Below are 18117 nucleotides of genomic sequence, written 5' to 3'. Positions count from 1 at the left end.
ACGTACGCCGGAAGGGGCGCCCCGCACATCGCGGGGCGCCCCTTCCTCATGCCGTACGGATCAGACCGCGGTCGGCTCCTTCACCTGCGGCGGCACCGACGCACCGCCGGGCTCCGACCCCTTCTTCGCCGCCTTCTTCTGCGCGCGGCGCTCCTTGCGGAGCTCCACCATCGCGTAGAGCGTCGGGACGAGGAGCAGGGTCAGCAGCGTCGAGGTGATCAGACCACCGATCACCACCACGGCCAGCGGCTGGGCGATGAAGCCGCCCTCGCCGGTGATGCCGAGGGCCATCGGCAGCAGCGCGAAGATCGTCGCCAGGGCGGTCATCAGGATCGGGCGGAGCCGGTGCCGGCCGCCCTCGACCACCGCTTCGACGACGCCCAGGCCCTGCGCCCGGTACTGGTTGATCAGGTCGATCAGGACGATCGCGTTGGTGACGACGATGCCGATGAGCATCAGCATGCCGATCATCGCCGGGACGCCCATCGCCGTGCCGGTGACCACGAGCAGACCGATCGCGCCGGTCGCGGCGAACGGGATCGAGACCAGCAGGATCAGCGGCTGGATCAGCGAGCGGAAGGTCGCCACCAGGAGCATGAAGACGATCGCGACGGCCGCGAGCATCGCCAGGAACAGGTTGAGGAAGGCGTCGGACTGGTCCGCGGTGACGCCTCCGACGGTGGCCGTGGCGCCCTCGGGCAGGTCGAGCGCCTTGAGCTTCGCCTGGAGGTCGGCGCCCACCGCGCCGGTGTTGTCGCCGACCGGCTTGGCCGTGATCGTCGCGGCGCGCGCGCCGTCGATCCGGGTCATCGAGACCGGGCCGGGGACCAGCTCGACGGTGGCGATGTCGCCGAGCTTCACCGGGCCGAGCGGCAGCGCCCTGAGCGAGGCCAGGGTGGTCGCCGGGTGCGCCGAGGTGATGAGGACGTCCCGCTCGCTGTCGTCGAGGATCGCCTTGGCGGCCGGGGTCCCCCGGACGGACTGGGCGACGATCGCGCCGAGCGAGGTGGTGTCGAAGCCGGCGTCGGCCGCCTTGGCGTTCGCCTTCACGGAGATCCGGGGGACGGACTGCGAGAGGTCGCTCTGGACGTCGGAGACGTCCTTGAGCCCGGCGACCGCCGACCGGACCTGCTCGGAGGCCTTCTTGAGGACCTCCGCGTCGGCGGCCTTGACGACCACGCTCAGGTTCTGGGAGCCGAAGCCGTCGCCGGCCGCGATGGTGGTGTCGCCGATCCCGTCGAGGGCGCCGAGGCCCTTCTGGATGGCGTCACGCGTCTTCTCGTACGAGGCGGACTCCTCCAGGCTCACCTTGTAGGAGGCCTGGTGGGAGCCGGTGCCGCCGCCGAAGGCCGCCATGAAGCCGGAGGAGCCGACGGTGACCTGGTAGTCCTTGACGCCCTCGGTCTCCGCGAGGACCTTCTCGATCTTCTTCGCGGACTCGTCGGAGGCGCTCAGGCTGGTGCCGGGCGCCAGCTCCTGCTTGATGTTGAGCACCTCCTGCTCGCCCGGGTCGAAGAAGTTCGTCTTCAGGAGGCCGCCCATGCCGAAGGTGACGACCAGGACGACGAGGGCGATGGCGAGGCTGGTGAGCCGGCGCCGGGTCGCGAACCGCAGGACCGGCACGTACGCACGCTGGAGGCGGCTCTTCTCCTCCTTCTCCTCGGCGCGGCGACGGGCCTCCTCCGGGTCCTGCGAGGTGCCCTTGGGGGCGCGCAGGAACCAGTACGAGAGCACCGGGACCACGGTCAGGGAGACGAGCAGCGAGGCGAGCAGGGCCGCCGTCACCGTCAGGGAGAAGGAGCCGAACATCTCGCCGACGATGCCGCCGACCAGACCGATCGGCAGGAACACGGCGACGGTGGTGAGCGTCGAGGAGGTGACGGCGCCCGCCACCTCACGGACCGCGGTGAGGATCGCGGCCTGGCGCTCCTCGCCGTAGCCCAGGTGGCGCTTGATGTTCTCCAGGACCACGATCGAGTCGTCGACGACCCGGCCGATGGCGATGGTGAGCGCGCCGAGCGTCAGCATGTTCAGCGAGAGGTCGCGGGTCCACAGCACGATGAGGGCGAGGACGACCGAGAGCGGGATGGAGACCGCGGTCACCAGCGTCGAGCGGAGCGAGGCGAGGAAGACCAGGATCACCAGGACGGCCATGACGAGGCCGAGCGCACCCTCCGTGGTCAGGCCGGAGACGGCCTTGGCGACGGCCGGGCCCTGGTCGGAGACCACGGTCAGCTCGGCGCCTGCACCGAGGTCGCGGCGCAGCTCGGGCAGCTTCTCCTCGACGGCGTCGGAGATCGCGACGGCGCTGCCGTCCTTGTCCATGGTGGCGAAGACGGCGAGGCTGGGCTTGCCGTTCGTGCGCGTGAGGGAGACGCGCGGCGACTCCTCCTGCTTCACGGTGGCGACGTCTCCGAGGCGGACCGCCTTGGCCTTGCCGGGGACGGCCGCGGGGATGCGCAGGTCCTCGATCTGCTTCAGCGAGGTGTAGCCGCCGCCGACCTGGATCGTGCGGGACTTGCCGGCCTCCGAGAAGGCGCCGGCCGGCATCGTGGCGCCGCCGGAGCGCAGGGCCTCGGCGAGCCTCATGGTGTTCAGGCCGGCCGCGGCGAGCTTGCGCTCGTCCGGGGTGACGGAGACCTGGAGGTCCTGGACGCCGTCGATCGACACCCGACCGACGCCCTCGATGTCCTCCAGGACGGGGACGACGGTCTTCTGCAGCTGGTCGGCGAGCGCCTGCGGGTCCTTGTCCGAGGAGGCGGCGAGGACGACGGTCGGCATGTCGTCCGTCGAACCGGCGATCACCTGCGGGTCGACGCTGTCGGGGAGCTGCGCGCGGGCCCGGTTCACGGCCTGCTGGACGTCGGCGACGAGCTGCTTCGTCGACTCGTCGCCGTAGTCGAAGGAGGCCATGATGACGGCGCTGCCCTCGGAGGCGGTCGCGGTGACCGACTTCAGGCCGTCGACGGCCTTGAGGCTGTTCTCCAGCGGCTCGACGACCTGCTTCTCGACCACGTCGGGAGAGGCGCCCTGGTACGGGGCCAGGACCGACACCATGGGGAGCTCGATCGAGGGCAGCAACTGCTGCTTCAGCTGCGGGATCGCGATCGCCCCGAACACGATCGCGACGATGGACATCAGCCCGATCAGGGCCCTTTGCGCGAGGCTGAATCTGGACAGCCAGGACATGGGGTCTCTCTTCTGTGGCGTACTCGTCGACATGCGGGAGCAGCCAAGACCCCGGCCGGACCCGCTGGATCCGCCGGAGGTGCCCCCCGCCTATACGATCTGCCATCCCCGGCCGGAAGTCCTCGGCCCCCGGGTCCACTTCTTTACGCCGCGCATACCGCGTCTGGAGTACGCGCTCACTCCACCCGAGGGCGTACGAGACCGGACTCGTACGCCGTGACCACCAGCTGCGCCCGGTCGCGGGCGCCGAGCTTGGCCATCGTCCGGTTGACATGCGTCTTCACCGTGAGCGGACTGACGTCGAGCCGCTCGGCGATCTCGTCGTTGGAGAGACCCCCCGCGACCAGGACGAGGACCTCCCGCTCCCGTGCGGTGAGCGCCGCGAGCCGCTCGGAGCGCGCCCCGGCTCCCTCGCCGGCGGCCTCCGCGCCGGAGCCCTGCGCGAGGAAGGTGGCGATCAGCCCTTTGGTGGCGGCCGGGGAGAGCAGCGCCTCCCCGGCGTGCGCGATCCGGATCGCGCCGAGGAGCTCCTCCGGCTCGGCCCCCTTGCCGAGGAAGCCGGAGGCGCCGGCGCGCAGCGACTGCACGACGTACTCGTCGACCTCGAAGGTGGTCAGCATGACGATCCGTACGTCGGCGAGCTCGGGATCGGCGGTGATCATCCGGGTGGCGGCGAGACCGTCGGTGCCCGGCATGCGGATGTCCATCAGGACGACGTCGGGCCGCGTGGCCCGGGCGAGCGTGACCGCCTCGGCGCCGTCGGGCGCCTCCCCGACGACCTCCATGTCGGGCTCGGAGTCCACCAGGACCTTGAAGGCGCTGCGGAGCAGGGCCTGGTCGTCGGCGAGCAGTACCCGGATCGTCATGTGCGGTCCTCCCCCGTGCGGCACGTCACCGGCAGTATCGCCTGGACGCGGAAGCCGCCGCCGTAGCGGGGGGCGGTGGTGAGGGTGCCGCCGAGCGCGCCGACCCGCTCCCGCATGCCGAGCAGTCCGTGGCCGCCGACCGGGGGCTGCTCGGCGGCCTGGGGCGGGACGGCCGGGGGCGTGCCGTTGTCGAGGACGGTGATCTCGACCGTACGGCCCACCCGGACGACGCTCACCTCGGCCTTCGCGTCCGGTCCCGCGTGCTTGCGGACGTTCGTCAGGGCCTCCTGCACGATCCGGTACGCGGCGAGGTCGACGGTCGCGGGCAGCGTCAGGCCCTCGTCCGCGCGGGCCAGGGCGACGGGGAGACCGGCCTTGCGGAAGCTGTCGAGCAGCCCGTCGAGGACGGCGAGGCCCGGGGCGGGCTCGGTGGGGGCCTCCGGGTCGCCGGACTGGCGCAGCAGGCCGACGGTGGCGCGCAGCTCGTCCAGGGCGGAACGGCTGGCCTCGCGGACGTGCGCGAGGGCCTCCTTGGCCTGGTCGGGGCGCTTGTCCATGACGTGGGCGGCGACGCCGGCCTGGACGTTCACCAGGGCGATGTGGTGGGCGACGACGTCGTGGAGGTCGCGGGCGATCCGCAGCCGCTCCTCGGCGACCCGTCGCCCGGCCTCCTCCTCGCGGGTCCGCTCGGCCCGCTCGGCGCGCTCCCGGATCGCGTCCACGAAGGCCCGGCGGCTGCGGACGGCGTCCCCGGCGGCCGCGGCCATCCCGGTCCAGGCGAAGACGCCCAGGTTCTCCTGCGCGTACCAGTGGGTCGGCCCGAAGACCATGGCCGCGGCGGTCAGCACCGCCATCGTGACGAGGCCCACCCGCCAGGTGGTGGGGCGGTCGGTGCGGGAGGCGACCGTGTAGAGCGCGACGACGGCGCTCATGGCGATCGGGGCGGGGCGGTTGTCGTTGACGAGCTCGAAGAGGCTGATCGTGACGGTGAAGGCGAGCACGGCGAAGGGGCTGCGGCGGCGCATCACGAGGGCGGCCGCCCCCGCGATCATGATCAGCACGCTCAGCAGGTCGGGGCTGTGATCCCCGAACGTCGGCCCGTCCGGGCTGCCGTGCGGGTCGGTGAACGACCCGGCGATCATGGCGACGAGCGCGCCGGCCGCGATGGTCGCGTCGAACGCGAGCGGGTGCGCGTGGAACCAGTCGCGGAGACGGGCGTGGGGGGTGCCGGTGGCAGGGCCGGGTGGGGTCACGGGACCACGGTACGGGGCGGTACCCACCCGCCGTGTGGGCACGCGTTCCACCGGGGCGGTGCCCACCCCCACCTCGTTGTGGGCAGGCGTTCCGCAAGGGGCGGAACGGGTGGGCACAACGGACCCGCGCCCTGCCGGCGCCAGAGGCTTCCGCGCCCTGACCCGCACCACGATGTGTGCCGCCGCTACGGGTGCGGGTTCAGGCTCGGAACGCGGAGGCGCCGCTAGGGGCGCCGTCCCGTGTGCCCACCCGTCCCGCCCCAGCGGGACGATTGCCCACACGGGCGGGGGCACCGCCCCACACGGGCGGGGCGCGGGCCCACACGGGCGGGGCGCGGGCCCACACGGCGGCGGGCCGGGGCGCGGGGCGTCAGCCTGGGATCAGGCCGTCGTCGGAGAGCATGGCGCGGACCTCGTCCAGAGTCGCCCCCGGCGCCGGGAGGATCAGTTCCGAGGGCTCCAGGGCGTCGTCCGGGAGGGGCGAACCAAGCCGGCGGACCGCGTCGAGGAGGGCGCCCAGCGTGCGCCGGAAGCCTTCCTCGTCCCCGGCCTCCATCTCGTCGAGCAGCTCGTCGTCGAGCGAGTTCAGGTCACCCAAGTGGCTGTTGGCCAGCTTCCACTGGCCCTCCCCCATGATCCGTACGATCATGACGCGTCCTGTCTTCCGAAGAGCTGTCGCCTACTTCTCGAAGCGCGGGTGGGACTGGGACTGGCGGTCCTGCGGCGCGGCCGCGCCACCGCCCTCGATGGCCTGCTGCTGCGCCGAGGGGCCGCCGGCCAGCTCGGCCTTCATCCGCTGGAGCTCCAGCTCGACGTCCGTGCCGCCGGACAGCCGGTCCAGCTCCGCCTGGATGTCGTCCTTGGCCAGGCCCGACTGGTCGTCGAGCGCGCCGGAGGCGAGGAGCTCGTCGATCGCGCCGGCGCGCGCCTGGAGCTGGGCGGTCTTGTCCTCGGCCCGCTGGATCGCCAGACCGACGTCGCTCATCTCCTCCGAGATGCCGGAGAAGGACTCGGCGATCCGGGTCTGCGCCTGGGCCGCCGTGTAGGTCGCCTTGATGGTCTCCTTCTTGGTGCGGAAGGCGTCCACCTTGGCCTGGAGACGCTGGGCGGCGAGGGTGAGCTTCTCCTCCTCGCCCTGCAGCGTCTGGTGCTGCACCTCCAGGTCGCTGACCTGCTGCTGGAGCGCGGCCCGCCGGGACAGCGCCTCGCGCGCCAGGTCCTCGCGGCCGAGGGCGAGGGCCTTGCGGCCCTGGTCCTCCAGCTTGGCGGACTGGCCCTGCAGCTGGTTCAGCTGGAGTTCGAGCCGCTTGCGGGAGGTGGCGACGTCGGCGACACCCCGCCGCACCTTCTGCAGCAGCTCCAGCTGCTTCTGGTAGGAGTAATCGAGCGTCTCGCGCGGATCCTCGGCCCGGTCAAGGGCCTTGTTCGCCTTCGCGCGGAAGATCATCCCCATACGCTTCATGACACCGCTCATGGGCTTCGCGCGCCCCCTTCTGACGGACTCGGCTCCAGCTCTTCAACAGGATCCACAGTACGGGCCCTGTCTCCATTACCGCACTGTTCGGAGCGGGATGCGCTCCTCCCCAAGGACGACTGCGCGCGGTGTTCCCTCCCGCGCAGGGAGTAGAGGGATCTCCGGGAGATCCCCGCACCGTCCTTCGTACGTACCGCCCAAGACGCAGTCCGTTAGCGGATCGTTCCCGGCCCGCATGGGGTTCATGCCCGCTACCCCGTACCCTTGGGTTTTGTGTTCCGTAGCCGTTCGAAGGACGAGAAGGCCCCCACCGACAAGGTGACGGCGGACCTCTCCAGCAAGCAGCCCCGCGACCCCGAGGCCCCCAAGGGCCGCCCGACCCCGAAGCGGAGCGACGCGCAGACCCAGCGCCGTCGCGCCGCGACGGTGCCGACCGACCGCAAGGAGGCCTCCAAGCGTCAGCGCGAGGCACGCCGCTCGGACCTGGCCCGGCAGCGCGAGGCGCTGGCCAGCGGCGACGAGCGTTACCTGCCCGCCCGCGACAAGGGTCCGGTCCGCCGTTTCGTGCGCGACTTCGTCGACTCGCGGTTCGCGATCGCCGAGTTCTTCCTGCCGATGGCCGTGGTGATCCTCGTGCTGTCGCTGTTCGGCAACGCCAACCGGTCGCTGCAGAACATCTCCCTGCTGCTCTGGCTCGGCGTGATCGTCCTGATCGTCATCGACTCGATCGGCATCTGGATCCGCCTGCGGAAGCAGCTCAACGAGCGCTTCCCGAACGAGCCGAAGCGCGGCGCCATCGCCTACGGCCTGATGCGCACGCTCCAGATGCGCCGACTGCGTCTGCCGAAGCCGCAGGTCAAGCGCGGAGAGCGGCCCTGAGCGCCGACAGCTCGGAGTTCGACGGGCGCGCGTTCGGCGGAGCCACGTCGGAGTCGGGTGGTCCGGTGCTGCCCGTCGTCGCCCACTGGCCCGCCGGTCCCGGCGGACTGCGCGACACCATCCGGCAGGAGATCGTCGCCCGTCAGCTCGACGAGCAGATAACCGGCCGCTACCCGGTGGGGCAGCGGCTGCGCATCCTCGACGCGGGCATGGGCCAGGGCACCCAGGCCCTGCGCCTGGCCCGGGCCGGGCACACCGTGACCGGTCTGGAGGCCGACCCGGACCTCCTGAAGACGGCCCGTGAGTCGCTGGCGACGGAGCCCGCCGGGATCCGCGAGCGGGTCCGGATGATCGAGGGCGACGGCCGCGAGACCGGGGTGCACTTCCTGCCCGGCAGTTTCGACGTGGTCCTCTGCCACGGCGTGCTGATGTACGCGGACGAGCCCGACGCGCTGCTCGCGGGACTGGCCCGGATGCTGGCGCCCGGCGGCCTGCTGTCCCTGGTGGTACGGAACGCGGAGGCCCTGTCCATGCGGCCGGGGCTCGCCGGGGACTGGTCGGGGGCGCTCGCCGCCTTCGACTCCGACGTCTACACGGACGACATCGGCGTGAAGGTGCGGGCCGACCGGCTCGACGCGCTCACGGCGACGCTCGCGGGGATCGCGGCGCCGCTGCACGCCTGGTACGGGGTGCGGGTCTTCACGGACGACGTCCCCGCGGACGCGGGTCTGCCCGCCGCCGAGGAGCTGGACCGGCTGCTCGCCGCCGAGGACCGGGCGGGGCGCACGGATCCGTACCGGCGGATCGCGGCGCTGCTGCACCTGTGCGGGGTACGGGGCTGAGGCCGGCCCGTCGGCGGGTCGGCGTTCTTCGGGGCTGAGGCCCGCACGTCCGGCGTTCGCGCACCCCTGATCGGGTGCGCTCGCCGGGCCGGGGGCGGGGCGCAAACGGATACTCCGGACATGGACGTATCCCGTGCCCGTGCCCGTCACATCCTCCTGCCGCTCACCGCCGGGGCCTGTGCCGTCGCACTCGTCGGCGGCTGTTCGTCCTCCGGCGGAGACGCCGCCCCGGAGCGGTCGACCCAGGCGGCGGCGCCGGTCGCGACCAACGAGCTCCAGGACGACTACCAGGCCGTCATCAGGAACGTCCTGCCCTCGGTCGTGCAGATCGAGGCGGGGAACAACCTCGGCTCCGGGGTCGTCTACGACGGCAAGGGCCACATCGTCACCAACGCGCACGTCATCGGCCAGGAGCAGGCCTTCAAGGTCACGGCGGCCACCGGCGGGCAGGCGGTGACGGCACGGCTCGTCTCCTCGTACCCCGAGCAGGACCTCGCGGTGCTCAAGCTGGACAGCGTGCCGCAGGGGCTGAGGGCGGCGACGTTCGGCAACTCGGCCGCCGTCGACATGGGACAGATCGTCCTCGCGATGGGCTCCCCGCTGGGCCTGTCCGGCAGCGTGACCCAGGGCATCGTCTCCGCCACCGGCCGGACGGTCAGCGAGGGAAGGGACGGGGGCGGGACGGGCGCGACGATCGCGAACATGGTCCAGACATCGGCGGCGATCAACCCCGGCAACAGCGGGGGCGCCCTGGTGAACCTCGACAGCGAGGTCATCGGCATCCCGACCCTCGCCGCGACCGACCCCGAGCTGGGCGGCGGCTCCGCGCCCGGCATCGGCTTCGCGATCCCCGCGTCGATGGTGAAGACGATCGCGGACCAGATCGTCAAGAACGGCAAGGTGACGGACTCGGGCCGGGCCGCCCTGAACATCACCGGCCGTACGGTCCTCGACGACAACTACGAGCCGGCGGGCGTGGCGGTGGTCGAGGCGCCGCCGGACGGGGCGGCGGGGCAGGCGGGCCTGAAACCGGGCGACGTGATCACGCGCCTCGGCGACACGGAGATCACGACGATCACGTCGCTGTCGGAGGCGCTGGCGTCGATGAAGCCGGGGGACAAGGTGACGGTGGTGTACACGCGCGGCGCGACGACGCACAAGACGGAGGTCACGCTGGGCGAGATGTAGACCGCGACCCGTGCGAGCCCGCACCCCGGCCCGGGTGGGCACACGGGACGGCGCCCTCTAGCGGCGCCTCCGCGTTCCGCGCCTGGACCCGCACCACGCGTGGCGGCGCACAACGTGGTGCGGGTCAGGGCACGAGAGCCTCTGGCGCCGGCAAGGGCGCCGTTCCGTTGTGCCCACCCGTTCCGCCCCTTGCGGAACGCCTGCCCACAACGGGGTGGGGGTGGGCGCAGCCCCGGCGGAACGCGTGCCCACAACGGGGGGTGCTTCTAGCCCTCCGCGTTCAAGGGCATCGGGCCGTAGATCTTCGTCCCGTCCTCCGACAGCGTCACCTGGTCCGCGCCGCCGCTCAGGAGGTCACGCCAGTTTTCGCCGATCCAGCTCTCCGCGTCGCCCTGGGTGGTGAACTCCTCCGGGGTCACCACCGGCTCGACCTCGGTGCCGTCGGACTTCTCGAACCGCCACGTCCATGCCATGCAAGCCTCCTGGCGCTCACCGGATGATCGGTTTCCTGCCCGCAGCGTAGCCGGGCGCGCACGCCTTGCGGTGGCGCGGGAGGATCTGAGGGTGGAACTGACTCTGCTCGGCACCGGCGCCCCGCTCGGCCTCCCCCGCCCCGACTGCCCCTGCGCCGTGTGCGCGCTGTCCCGTGGGGAGCGAGCGAGGGCTGCGACCTCGCTGCTCGTGGACGGGGCCCTGTTGCTCGATCTGACCCCCGGGGCCGCGCTCGCCGCCGCCCGGTCGGGGCATTCGCTGGTGGCGGTGCGGCAGGTGCTGCTCACGCATCCGCACGACGGGCCCGCCGTGGAGGTGCCCGCGGGGCTTCCGACCGCCGGGCGGGTGCCGGACGGACGCGAGTTGACGCTGATCAGCGGGCACCGGGTACGGGCGGTGCCGATGGACTCCCCCGGGACCGGGTACGAGGTGACCTCGGCCGACGGGGAGCGGTTGCTGTACCTGCCGCCGGGGGGTGCGCCCGCGGGGATCGGGGACGACCACCGCGCGCCGTACGACATGATCGTCGCCGATGTCACCGGGCGGCCGGACGGGCTGGCGCGGCTGCGGGCGACCGGGGCCGTCGGCCCGGCCACCGAGGTGATCGCGGTGCACCTGGACCACGACGCGCCTGCGGGCGCGGAGCTGGACCGGCAGCTCGCGGCGGCGGGGGCACGGGCGGTGCCGGACGGGACGACGCTGTACGTCGGTGACTACCACGAGGTGCCGGAGGTGCCCCGGCGGACGCTGGTGACGGGCGGGGCGCGGTCGGGGAAGTCGGTGGAGGCCGAGCGGCGTCTGGAGACCTTCCCCGAGGTGCTGTACGTGGCGACGGGCGGGACCAGGGAGGGCGACCCGGAGTGGGCCGAGCGGGTGGGGCTGCACCGGGAGCGGCGGCCGGCCTCGTGGCGTACGGCGGAGACCTGCGAGCTCGTACCGCTGCTCGCGGAGGACGGCCCGGCGCTGCTGATCGACTGTCTGTCGCTGTGGCTGACGGACGCCATGGACCGGGTGGGTGCCTGGGACGACGAGCGGTGGCGGGACGGCGGGCAGGCGGCGCTGCGGGAGCGGACGGCGGAGCTGGTGGCGGCGGTGCGGGCGACGGGCCGTACGGTCGTGACGGTGACGAACGAGGTCGGCTCGGGGGTGGTGCCGGCGACGGCGGCGGGGCGCCGCTTCCGGGACGAGCTGGGCCGGCTGAACGCGGCCTTCGCGGACGAGTGCGAGGAGGTCGTCCTCGTGGTCGCGGGTCAGGCGCTGGTGCTGCGCGGGTAGGGTGCGATCACCGAATTACCTGTCACTAGGCGGAACCCTTGAACCTCGACGACTTCTCCGATCTGATCGAGCGCCCCGACGGCGGGATACGGCGTGATGCCGAGGAGCGCCGGGAGCGGCTGACCGTGCCGCCGGGGGCGCTGGGCCGGCTCGACGAGCTGGGCGAGTGGCTGTCCGCGGCCCAGTCCTCGGTCAAGGTGCGGGCGATCGAGCAGCCGAAGGTCGTGCTGTTCGCGGGCGACCACGGGGTGGCCTCGCTCGATGTGTCGGGCCGTGCGGCGGGGACGGCGTACGAGCTGGTGCGCGCGGTGCTCGACGGGGCGAGCCCGGTGGCCGTGCTCGCCCGTTCCATGGGCGTGCCGGTACGGGTCGTGGACGCCGGTCTGGACTGCGATCCGGAGCTGCTGCCCGCCGAGGTGGTACGGCACCGGGTGCGGCGCGGCAGTGGCCGGATCGACGTGGCGGACGCGCTGACGGTCGAGGAGACCGAGGCGGCGGTCCGGCTCGGCATCGCGATCGCCGACGAGGAGGCGGACTCGGGCACCGATCTGGTGGTGCTCGGGGATCTGAGCGTCGGCGGCACGACCGCGGCGTCGACGCTGATCGCGGCGCTGTGCGGGACGGACGCCTCGGTGGTGACGGGCCGGGGCGGTGCCGGAATCGACGATCTGGCGTGGATGCGCAAGTGCGCGGCGATCCGGGACGCGCTGCGGCGGGCCCGGCCGGTCCTGGGCGACCAGCTGGAGCTGCTCGCGGCGGTCGGCGGGGCGGATCTGGCGGCGATGACCGGGTTCCTGCTCCAGGCCTCGGTGCGGCGGATGCCGGTGATCCTGGACGGTGTGGTGGGCGCGGCCTGTGCGCTGGTGGCGCAGCGGGCGGCGTTCCGGGCGCCGGACTGGTGGCTGGCGGGTCAGGTGAGCGGGGAGCCGGCGCAGGCGAAGGCGCTGGACCGGATGGCGCTCAACCCGTTGCTCGATCACGGCGTCCATGTGGGTGAGGGAACCGGGGCATTGCTCGCACTTCCCCTCGTCCAGGCCGCTGCGGCGTTCGCCGCGGAGCTGCCCGAGCGTCCGGATCCGACCACTCCGGCCGGCGAGGGTGCGACGGAGGCCTGAGTACGGGCGGAACGGAACGAGGACTCCGGGGCGGTCATGCGCGACGCGCGCGTGGCCGCCTCCGGCGTCTCCGCACGGCACACCATGCCCCATATGATCGCTTTTCATGGGAGAAGTCCGCTTGTCTGCCGAAGCAGCACCCCGGGGCACGACCGCCCGCTCGCGGCGCAGCGCCGCGTTCGCCGTCTGGTACCTGCGCGTCGTCACGTTCATCAATTTCCTGAGCGCCGTCTGGGTCTCGTTCGGCAACGACCTGCGCCGGCACAACGAGGACAACTACTTCACGCCGTACATGCTCACCGCGGGCTTCGCCTCGGGGGTCTTCACCCTCTTCCTGGCCATCACCATGCGGCGCCGCAAACGAGCCGCGTGGATCCTCAACATGGTGCTCGGCGGCCTCTTCCTGCTGCTCTTCGCCCTCGTGATGTTCTTCCCCGAGATCCGGCAGCACGCCCAGAACTGGATCTCGCTGGTCCTCACCGCCGCGTTCGTGCTCGCGCTGCTGCTCGGCCGCAAGGAGTTCTACGCCAAGGGCGACCGCTCCAACCCCAAGCTCGCGGCGGGGGTGGCCGTGGGCGGACTGCTCGTCACCTCGCTGCTCGCCGCCGTCCTGGTGACCGTCACCAACGACTCCACCGGCCACTCCACCTTCCTGGAGCGCTGGAAGTACGGCGTGATGCGGCTGATCACGCTGGCCTCCGACAGCTCGGGCGTCACCGGCATCCACACCCCCGGCTGGGTCGACGTCACCATCAACGTCATGTCCACGCTGCTGCTCTTCGCGGTGCTCTTCGCCGCCTTCCGCTCCCGGCGGGCCGTCGATCCGCTGACCGAGGAGGACGAGGACCGGCTGCGGGTCCTGCTGGACAAGCAGGGCGAGCGCGACTCGCTCGGCTACTTCGCGCTGCGCCGCGAGAAGAGCGTGGTGTGGTCGCCGAGCGAGAAGGCGGCCATCGCCTACCGGGTGGTCGGCGGGGTCTCGCTCGCCTCCGGCGATCCGATCGGCGACCCCGAGGCCTGGCCGGGCGCCATCGAGCCCTGGCTCGCCGAGGCGCGCGAGCACGGCTGGATCCCGGCGGTGATGGGCGCGAGCGAGGAGGCCGGGGTCATCTACGCCCGGCACGGTCTGGACGCCCTGGAGCTGGGCGACGAGGCGATCGTGGAGACCGACGAGTTCACCCTGGACGGCCGGGCCATGCGGACCGTCCGGCAGGCCTTCAACCGGGTCAAGCGGGCCGGGTACGAGGTCCGGATCCGGCGCCACGAGGACATCCCCGCCGACGAGATGGCCGAACTGCTCCGCAAGGCGGACGACTGGCGCGACGGGGCCACCGAGCGCGGTTTCTCGATGGCCCTCGGCCGGCTGGGCGACCCCCGGGACGGCCGCTGCGTGATGCTGGAGTGCACCGACGACCAGGGGGAGCTGCGGGCCCTGCTCTCCTTCGTCCCCTGGGGGCCGAAGGGGCTCTCGCTGGATCTGATGCGCCGTGACCGGGACTCCGAGAACGGCCTGATGGAGTTCATGGTCATCGAACTCCTGCAGCGCGCCAAGGAGATCGGGATCACTCAGGTCTCGCTCAACTTCGCGATGTTCCGCTCCGTCTTCGAACGTGGCTCGAAGCTCGGGGCGGGACCCGTGCTGCGCATGTGGCGCTCACTGCTCAGTTTCTTCTCCCGCTGGTGGCAGATCGAGTCGCTGTACCGCGCCAACGCCAAGTACCGACCGATCTGGGAGCCCCGATTCATGCTCTTCGAGAAGAGTGCGGACCTGCTGCGCATCGGCCTCGCCGCCGGTCGGGCCGAGGGCTTCCTGGAGGCCCCCGGTCTGCCGAAATGGATGCACCGCAGGCATCTGGAGAGCAGCCGTTGAGACACGCCGTAAGGGAGTTCGCCCGCCGCGAGTGGGGGCCGCTGTTCACCACCGTCCGGACGGCGCTCCTCACCAGGAGGTGGAGGGCGGCTCCCCTGACGCTGGGCGCCGTCTGCCTCACCTCCCTCTTCCAGATCGTGCAGAACCAGGACTGGGGCTATCAGCCGGTCCAGGACATCGGTTCCGTACGGGCCGAGGACCCGCTGTGGCCGGCGCTGCTCCGGACCCCGCTCTCGCTGTTCGTCCCCGCGCTCGATCTGCCCGTGTGGGGCGCCCTCGCGCAGGTCCTGCTGGTGTTCGGGATCGCCGAGATCTGCATCGGGCGGTGGCGGACCCTCGGCATCGCGTACCTCGCCACCCTCGCCGGCACGCTCTACGCGCGCGTGGGCATCGCGCTCGGCCCGGACAGCCCGTTCGGGCTGCCCGCCTCCGACGCGCAGGTCGTCGACACCGGCCCGTCGGCGGCGGTGGTCGGCCTCGCCGTGTACGTCTGCTGGCGCTACCGGGCGTACTGGACCGGCGGGCTCGTGGTCCTCGCGATGGTCGTCGAGGTGTTCATCAAGGCGAACCTGGCGGGCAAGGAGCACCTGGCGGCGATCGCCGCCGTCCTCGTCCTGATCGCCGTCCAGGTCCGCCGTGGGCGCGGTCAGGACGGCGGCGTCGAGCCGCGCCCGGGGACGCGCTCCTGGAAGCCGCCGATCAGGTCCTGAAGGCGGCGCCGGACCTTGGTCCAGCGCCTGTCGTGGCGGTACGTACGGATCCGGGAGCGGGCCCTGGCCCGGTGGCGGCTCCGGTAGAAGCGCCGGGACCACCAGGAGCCGGGACGGGCCAGGCGGACCGCGCCGACGATCGCCACGAACGGGACCAGGGCCCCGAACACGGCCATCCGGAACTTCCCCTTCACCAGGGTGATCAGGACGAGGAGGAAGTTCAGCGCGAGGCTGAGGATGAAGGTGACCCGGTCCTGGCGCTCTTCGGCGGTCATGTCGTTGACGCCGAGCGGCGAGAAGCCGCTGAGCGTGAGTCCCACGAGGGCCGTGGTGAGCACGACCACCTCGACGCTCTTGCGGCCGTCCTCGGACCAGTACACGTCGTCGAGATGGAGGATGAGCGCGAACTCGTCCAGGACGAGCCCCACGCCGATCCCGAAGACGACCGCGAAGACCGCCGCGCCGACGCCGTACCGGCTGCTGCCCACCGCGCCGAACCCGCCGAGGACGGTGAGGACGACACCCGGTACGACGTGATGGATGTGGACGCCTCCGGAGGAGACGTTCCGGAAAGGTCCCTTCCCCGCCCGGATGAGCCGGGTGACGGTGCGGGTGACCAGGAATGTCAGGACGAAGGAGGTCAGAGCGAGCAGCATCGGGAGCTTGCCCGGCTCGACGATGTTCCGGGAGAACCAGTGACCCATGCCACCCACTTCCGATATGTGCGGTATGCGCAATCTACCGTCCTGGGACGGCGATTACCCTGCCCGGATGGACGGCCTGCGTTTCGCCTTCGGGACCCTCACCGTGTTCCCCGCCCGCATCACCCGCTGGGACCGGGACGCGGCGCGCGCCGGCATGCTCTCGGCCCCGCTCGCGGGTCTGGTCGTCGGGCTCTGCTCCGCCGCGGCCGGCGGTCTCTTCCTGCTGCTCGGCTCGGGCCCGCTGCTCGCGGCCGTCGCCGCCACCGCCGTCCCCGCCCTGCTCACCCGGGGCCTCCATCTCGACGGCCTCGCGGACACCGCCGACGGCCTCGGCAGCGCCAAGCCGGCCGAGGACGCGCTGCGCATCATGAAGCAGTCGGACATCGGCCCGTTCGGCGTCATCGCCCTCGTCCTGGTCCTGCTCGCCCAGGTCGCGGCACTGTACGAGCTGTACGGGGAGGGCTGGGCGCACGGCACCGTCGCCGCCGCCCTCGCCGCCACCGTCGCCCGCCTCGCGCTCACCCACGCGTCCCGGCACGGCGTCCCGGCCGCCCGCCCCGAGGGCCTCGGCGCGATCGTCGCCGAGACGGTCCCGACCCGGTCCGCGACCCTCACGACCGCCCTGGTCCTGGTCCTCTGCGCCGCGACGGGCCTCCTGCTCTCCCCGTACGACGCCGTCCGCTCCGTCCTGGCGGCCGGCGCGGGCCTCGGTGCGGCGGCGCTGCTGCTCCGCCGGTGCGTGCGGCGCTTCGGCGGGGTGACCGGCGATGTGTTCGGCGCGGTGGAGGAGACGGCGGCGACGGCGGCGCTGATCGCGCTGACGCTGGGCTGATCGCGGGCCCTCGCTAACAGGGCTTGCGCCACGCGTCCAGCTCGTACCGCTTCCGCATCGAGCTGAGGCCCAGCTTCCGGGCCTGGGGGCAGAACTGGTCCGTCGTCAGCTCGTACTCGACGTGGAAGACGGCCTTGCCCGCCGCCACGAACGGGGCGAGACGGCCGCATTCGTCGTACTCGGCGCACTGCTCGTTGACCGCGAAGTCGAAGTCCGGGAGCAGCTTCGGGATCTGGTCCAGGTCGTTCTTGAGGCCGACCGCGAGACCCCGGTCGTGGGCCAGGGTCGCGACGAGGCGGTTGTAGCGGAGCTGGTCGGCGGCGGTGAGGGGGAAGCCGGTGCGGTTCTTGTAGCCGTCCATGTTGTCGGGTTCGACGGCGTCGAAGCCCTTGTCCCGGCACATGTCGAGACGCTTCGCCATGAGCGGTCCGAGGAGGTCGGTGCGGCGGATGTCGAGCCAGCGCTCGCCCTCCCAGCCGTTGCCCTTGCCGAGGAGGGCCTTCGGGAAGCTGTCGGCGTCGGGGCGGAAGTCCTCCCAGGCGCCGGTGGAGACGTAGCAGATGACCTTGCGGCCGCGGCGGTGGAGGTCGGCGACGGTCGACGCCGGGTGGTCGAAGCCGTCGATGTCGTACACCGGCACGTCGACGGCCGGGTCGAGCCGGCCGCTGAGCTGCCACTGCCAGGCGAGGCCGGGCGCCGGGCGCCAGCGCTGCTCCTCGGTGGTCTTCGGGTCGGGGCCGGGGGCCGCCGTACAGGCCGTGGCGAGCAGGAGGAGCCCCGCGAGCAGCGGCAGCGGTCGTCTCATCGGGCGGGCTCCAGGAGGTGCGGAAGGGTGCCCCAGGGGTGCGCGCCGGTGCCGGGGACGGCGCAGTGCACCGGGGTGGCCGGACGGAAGCCCGCGGGGGCGGCGTAGACGAGGTGGCAGTAGTGGGCGGCGACGGGCAGGTCGAGGGTCCGGTACGTGTCCCAGGGGCCCTCGAAGGTGACGAGGAGGTCGGCCTGGGCCTCGTATCCCGGGTCGGGGTGGGCCCCGTGGTTGAAGACGAGGGTCGCGGTCCCGGCGGCCCGGGCGGCGACCGCGATGCGGCGGTAGTGGGCGAGGGCGGCGGGCGCGGTCGCCACCTGGTCAAGGAAGGCGCCGTCGGCGCCGTACCAGTCGCGGTGGCGGACCAGTTCGGCGACGACCTCGGCGTGCGGACGGCGGCCGTAGGCGGTGTCCACGTAGCCGAGGACCCGCACCCCGGCGGCCCGCAGCCGCCCGGCGGCCTCGGCGAACGCCGGGTCGGGCGCGGCACCGGCGCCGCTCGCCGGGTTGAGGACGACGCCGTACAGGGACGGTGCCGCGTCGACGAGGGCCGACCAGGCCCCGGGGCGTTCGGCCGGGTGCTCGTAGTACGGCACCAGGAGGGAAGGGACGGTCATGACACC

At 72.5% G+C, this 18117-nt stretch carries 17 protein-coding genes; 8 read left to right on the top strand and 9 right to left on the bottom strand.

Annotation, left to right across the window (positions count from 1 at the left end; all coding sequences use genetic code 11):
* Nucleotides 1–60: 60 nt before the first annotated feature.
* The 5 genes from AC07AW_RS10870 to AC07AW_RS10850 form a co-directional block, all read right to left on the bottom strand.
* Nucleotides 61–3189 (bottom strand): efflux RND transporter permease subunit, encoded by a 3129-nt coding sequence (locus AC07AW_RS10870; protein WP_478815094.1) that lies wholly within the window; start codon nt 3187–3189, stop codon nt 61–63.
* Nucleotides 3190–3365: 176 nt separating this feature from the next.
* Nucleotides 3366–4055, bottom strand: coding sequence for a response regulator (locus AC07AW_RS10865; protein WP_478815093.1), 690 nt, complete (start codon nt 4053–4055; stop codon nt 3366–3368).
* Nucleotides 4052–5308: a sensor histidine kinase gene (locus tag AC07AW_RS10860; RefSeq protein ID WP_478815092.1), complete on the bottom strand. Its 1257-nt coding sequence runs from the start codon at nt 5306–5308 to the stop codon at nt 4052–4054. The genes AC07AW_RS10865 and AC07AW_RS10860 overlap by 4 nt, the downstream gene beginning before the upstream one ends.
* 370 nt (nt 5309–5678) lie before the next feature.
* Nucleotides 5679–5957 (bottom strand): PspA-associated protein PspAA, encoded by a 279-nt coding sequence (gene pspAA / locus AC07AW_RS10855; protein ID WP_478815091.1) that lies wholly within the window; start codon nt 5955–5957, stop codon nt 5679–5681.
* A 30-nt stretch (nt 5958–5987) separates the two neighbouring features.
* Complete coding sequence (locus AC07AW_RS10850) at nt 5988–6782, bottom strand: PspA/IM30 family protein (RefSeq protein ID WP_478815090.1); 795 nt, start codon at nt 6780–6782, stop codon at nt 5988–5990.
* Between the two features lie 273 nt (nt 6783–7055).
* Between AC07AW_RS10850 and AC07AW_RS10845 the strand changes: the two genes are divergently transcribed.
* The 3 genes from AC07AW_RS10845 (at nt 7056) to AC07AW_RS10835 (ending at nt 9691) form a co-directional block, all read left to right on the top strand.
* A complete protein-coding gene (locus AC07AW_RS10845; RefSeq protein WP_478815089.1) occupies nt 7056–7661 on the top strand; it encodes a DUF3043 domain-containing protein in 606 nt (201 codons plus the stop codon).
* Nucleotides 7662–7726: 65 nt separating this feature from the next.
* Nucleotides 7727–8503 carry a class I SAM-dependent methyltransferase gene (locus AC07AW_RS10840; RefSeq protein ID WP_478815088.1) on the top strand — a complete coding sequence of 259 codons (777 nt, stop codon included), beginning with the start codon at nt 7727–7729 and terminating at the stop codon, nt 8501–8503.
* 120 nt (nt 8504–8623) lie between these two features.
* Nucleotides 8624–9691, top strand: coding sequence for a S1C family serine protease (locus AC07AW_RS10835; protein ID WP_478815087.1), 1068 nt, complete (start codon nt 8624–8626; stop codon nt 9689–9691).
* A 266-nt stretch (nt 9692–9957) separates the two neighbouring features.
* On the opposite strand, the gene AC07AW_RS10830 is transcribed toward AC07AW_RS10835, so the two are convergent.
* A complete protein-coding gene (locus AC07AW_RS10830; RefSeq protein ID WP_055600478.1) occupies nt 9958–10164 on the bottom strand; it encodes a hypothetical protein in 207 nt (68 codons plus the stop codon).
* Nucleotides 10165–10255: 91 nt separating this feature from the next.
* Between AC07AW_RS10830 and AC07AW_RS10825 the strand changes: the two genes are divergently transcribed.
* From AC07AW_RS10825 to AC07AW_RS10810, 4 genes are all read left to right on the top strand, one after another.
* Nucleotides 10256–11458: a bifunctional adenosylcobinamide kinase/adenosylcobinamide-phosphate guanylyltransferase gene (locus AC07AW_RS10825; protein ID WP_478815086.1), complete on the top strand. Its 1203-nt coding sequence runs from the start codon at nt 10256–10258 to the stop codon at nt 11456–11458.
* A 38-nt stretch (nt 11459–11496) separates the two neighbouring features.
* Nucleotides 11497–12573, top strand: coding sequence for a nicotinate-nucleotide--dimethylbenzimidazole phosphoribosyltransferase (gene cobT / locus AC07AW_RS10820; RefSeq protein ID WP_478815085.1), 1077 nt, complete (start codon nt 11497–11499; stop codon nt 12571–12573).
* Between the two features lie 106 nt (nt 12574–12679).
* The gene (locus AC07AW_RS10815; RefSeq protein ID WP_478815084.1) at nt 12680–14443 is read left to right on the top strand and encodes a phosphatidylglycerol lysyltransferase domain-containing protein; all 1764 of its coding nucleotides are present in this window, start codon (nt 12680–12682) and stop codon (nt 14441–14443) included.
* A complete protein-coding gene (locus AC07AW_RS10810) occupies nt 14407–15153 on the top strand; it encodes a hypothetical protein (RefSeq protein ID WP_478815083.1) in 747 nt (248 codons plus the stop codon). The genes AC07AW_RS10815 and AC07AW_RS10810 overlap by 37 nt, the downstream gene beginning before the upstream one ends.
* Here AC07AW_RS10810 and AC07AW_RS10805 read toward each other — a convergent pair.
* The gene (locus AC07AW_RS10805; protein ID WP_478815082.1) at nt 15090–15857 is read right to left on the bottom strand and encodes a hypothetical protein; all 768 of its coding nucleotides are present in this window, start codon (nt 15855–15857) and stop codon (nt 15090–15092) included. The genes AC07AW_RS10810 and AC07AW_RS10805 overlap by 64 nt on opposite strands.
* A 67-nt stretch (nt 15858–15924) precedes the next feature.
* Here AC07AW_RS10805 and cobS point away from each other — a divergent pair, with 67 nt between their 5' ends.
* Nucleotides 15925–16689: an adenosylcobinamide-GDP ribazoletransferase gene (gene cobS, locus AC07AW_RS10800; protein WP_478815081.1), complete on the top strand. Its 765-nt coding sequence runs from the start codon at nt 15925–15927 to the stop codon at nt 16687–16689.
* Between the two features lie 13 nt (nt 16690–16702).
* Here the strand turns inward: cobS and AC07AW_RS10795 are convergent, their stop codons facing one another.
* Nucleotides 16703–17494 (bottom strand): endo alpha-1,4 polygalactosaminidase, encoded by a 792-nt coding sequence (locus AC07AW_RS10795; protein WP_478815080.1) that lies wholly within the window; start codon nt 17492–17494, stop codon nt 16703–16705.
* Nucleotides 17491–18111 carry a spherulation-specific family 4 protein gene (locus tag AC07AW_RS10790; RefSeq protein ID WP_478815079.1) on the bottom strand — a complete coding sequence of 207 codons (621 nt, stop codon included), beginning with the start codon at nt 18109–18111 and terminating at the stop codon, nt 17491–17493. The genes AC07AW_RS10795 and AC07AW_RS10790 overlap by 4 nt, the downstream gene beginning before the upstream one ends.
* Nucleotides 18112–18117: the final 6 nt, after the last annotated feature.

This window comes from Streptomyces sp. NPDC044003, assembly GCF_056435185.1.
This window is presented reverse-complemented; position numbering and strand designations above follow the sequence as displayed.

Coding starts and splice junctions, on each gene's coding strand:
- AC07AW_RS10870 (WP_478815094.1), bottom strand. CDS start 3,189: ATGTCCTGGCTGTCCAGATTCAGCCTCGCGCAAAGGGCCCTGATCGGG.
- AC07AW_RS10865 (WP_478815093.1), bottom strand. CDS start 4,055: ATGACGATCCGGGTACTGCTCGCCGACGACCAGGCCCTGCTCCGCAGC.
- pspAA (WP_478815091.1), bottom strand. CDS start 5,957: ATGATCGTACGGATCATGGGGGAGGGCCAGTGGAAGCTGGCCAACAGC.
- AC07AW_RS10850 (WP_478815090.1), bottom strand. CDS start 6,782: ATGAGCGGTGTCATGAAGCGTATGGGGATGATCTTCCGCGCGAAGGCG.
- AC07AW_RS10835 (WP_478815087.1), top strand. CDS start 8,624: ATGGACGTATCCCGTGCCCGTGCCCGTCACATCCTCCTGCCGCTCACC.
- AC07AW_RS10830 (WP_055600478.1), bottom strand. CDS start 10,164: ATGGCATGGACGTGGCGGTTCGAGAAGTCCGACGGCACCGAGGTCGAG.
- AC07AW_RS10815 (WP_478815084.1), top strand. CDS start 12,680: ATGGGAGAAGTCCGCTTGTCTGCCGAAGCAGCACCCCGGGGCACGACC.
- AC07AW_RS10810 (WP_478815083.1), top strand. CDS start 14,407: ATGGATGCACCGCAGGCATCTGGAGAGCAGCCGTTGAGACACGCCGTA.
- AC07AW_RS10805 (WP_478815082.1), bottom strand. CDS start 15,857: ATGGGTCACTGGTTCTCCCGGAACATCGTCGAGCCGGGCAAGCTCCCG.
- cobS (WP_478815081.1), top strand. CDS start 15,925: ATGGACGGCCTGCGTTTCGCCTTCGGGACCCTCACCGTGTTCCCCGCC.
- AC07AW_RS10795 (WP_478815080.1), bottom strand. CDS start 17,494: ATGAGACGACCGCTGCCGCTGCTCGCGGGGCTCCTCCTGCTCGCCACG.
- AC07AW_RS10790 (WP_478815079.1), bottom strand. CDS start 18,111: ATGACCGTCCCTTCCCTCCTGGTGCCGTACTACGAGCACCCGGCCGAA.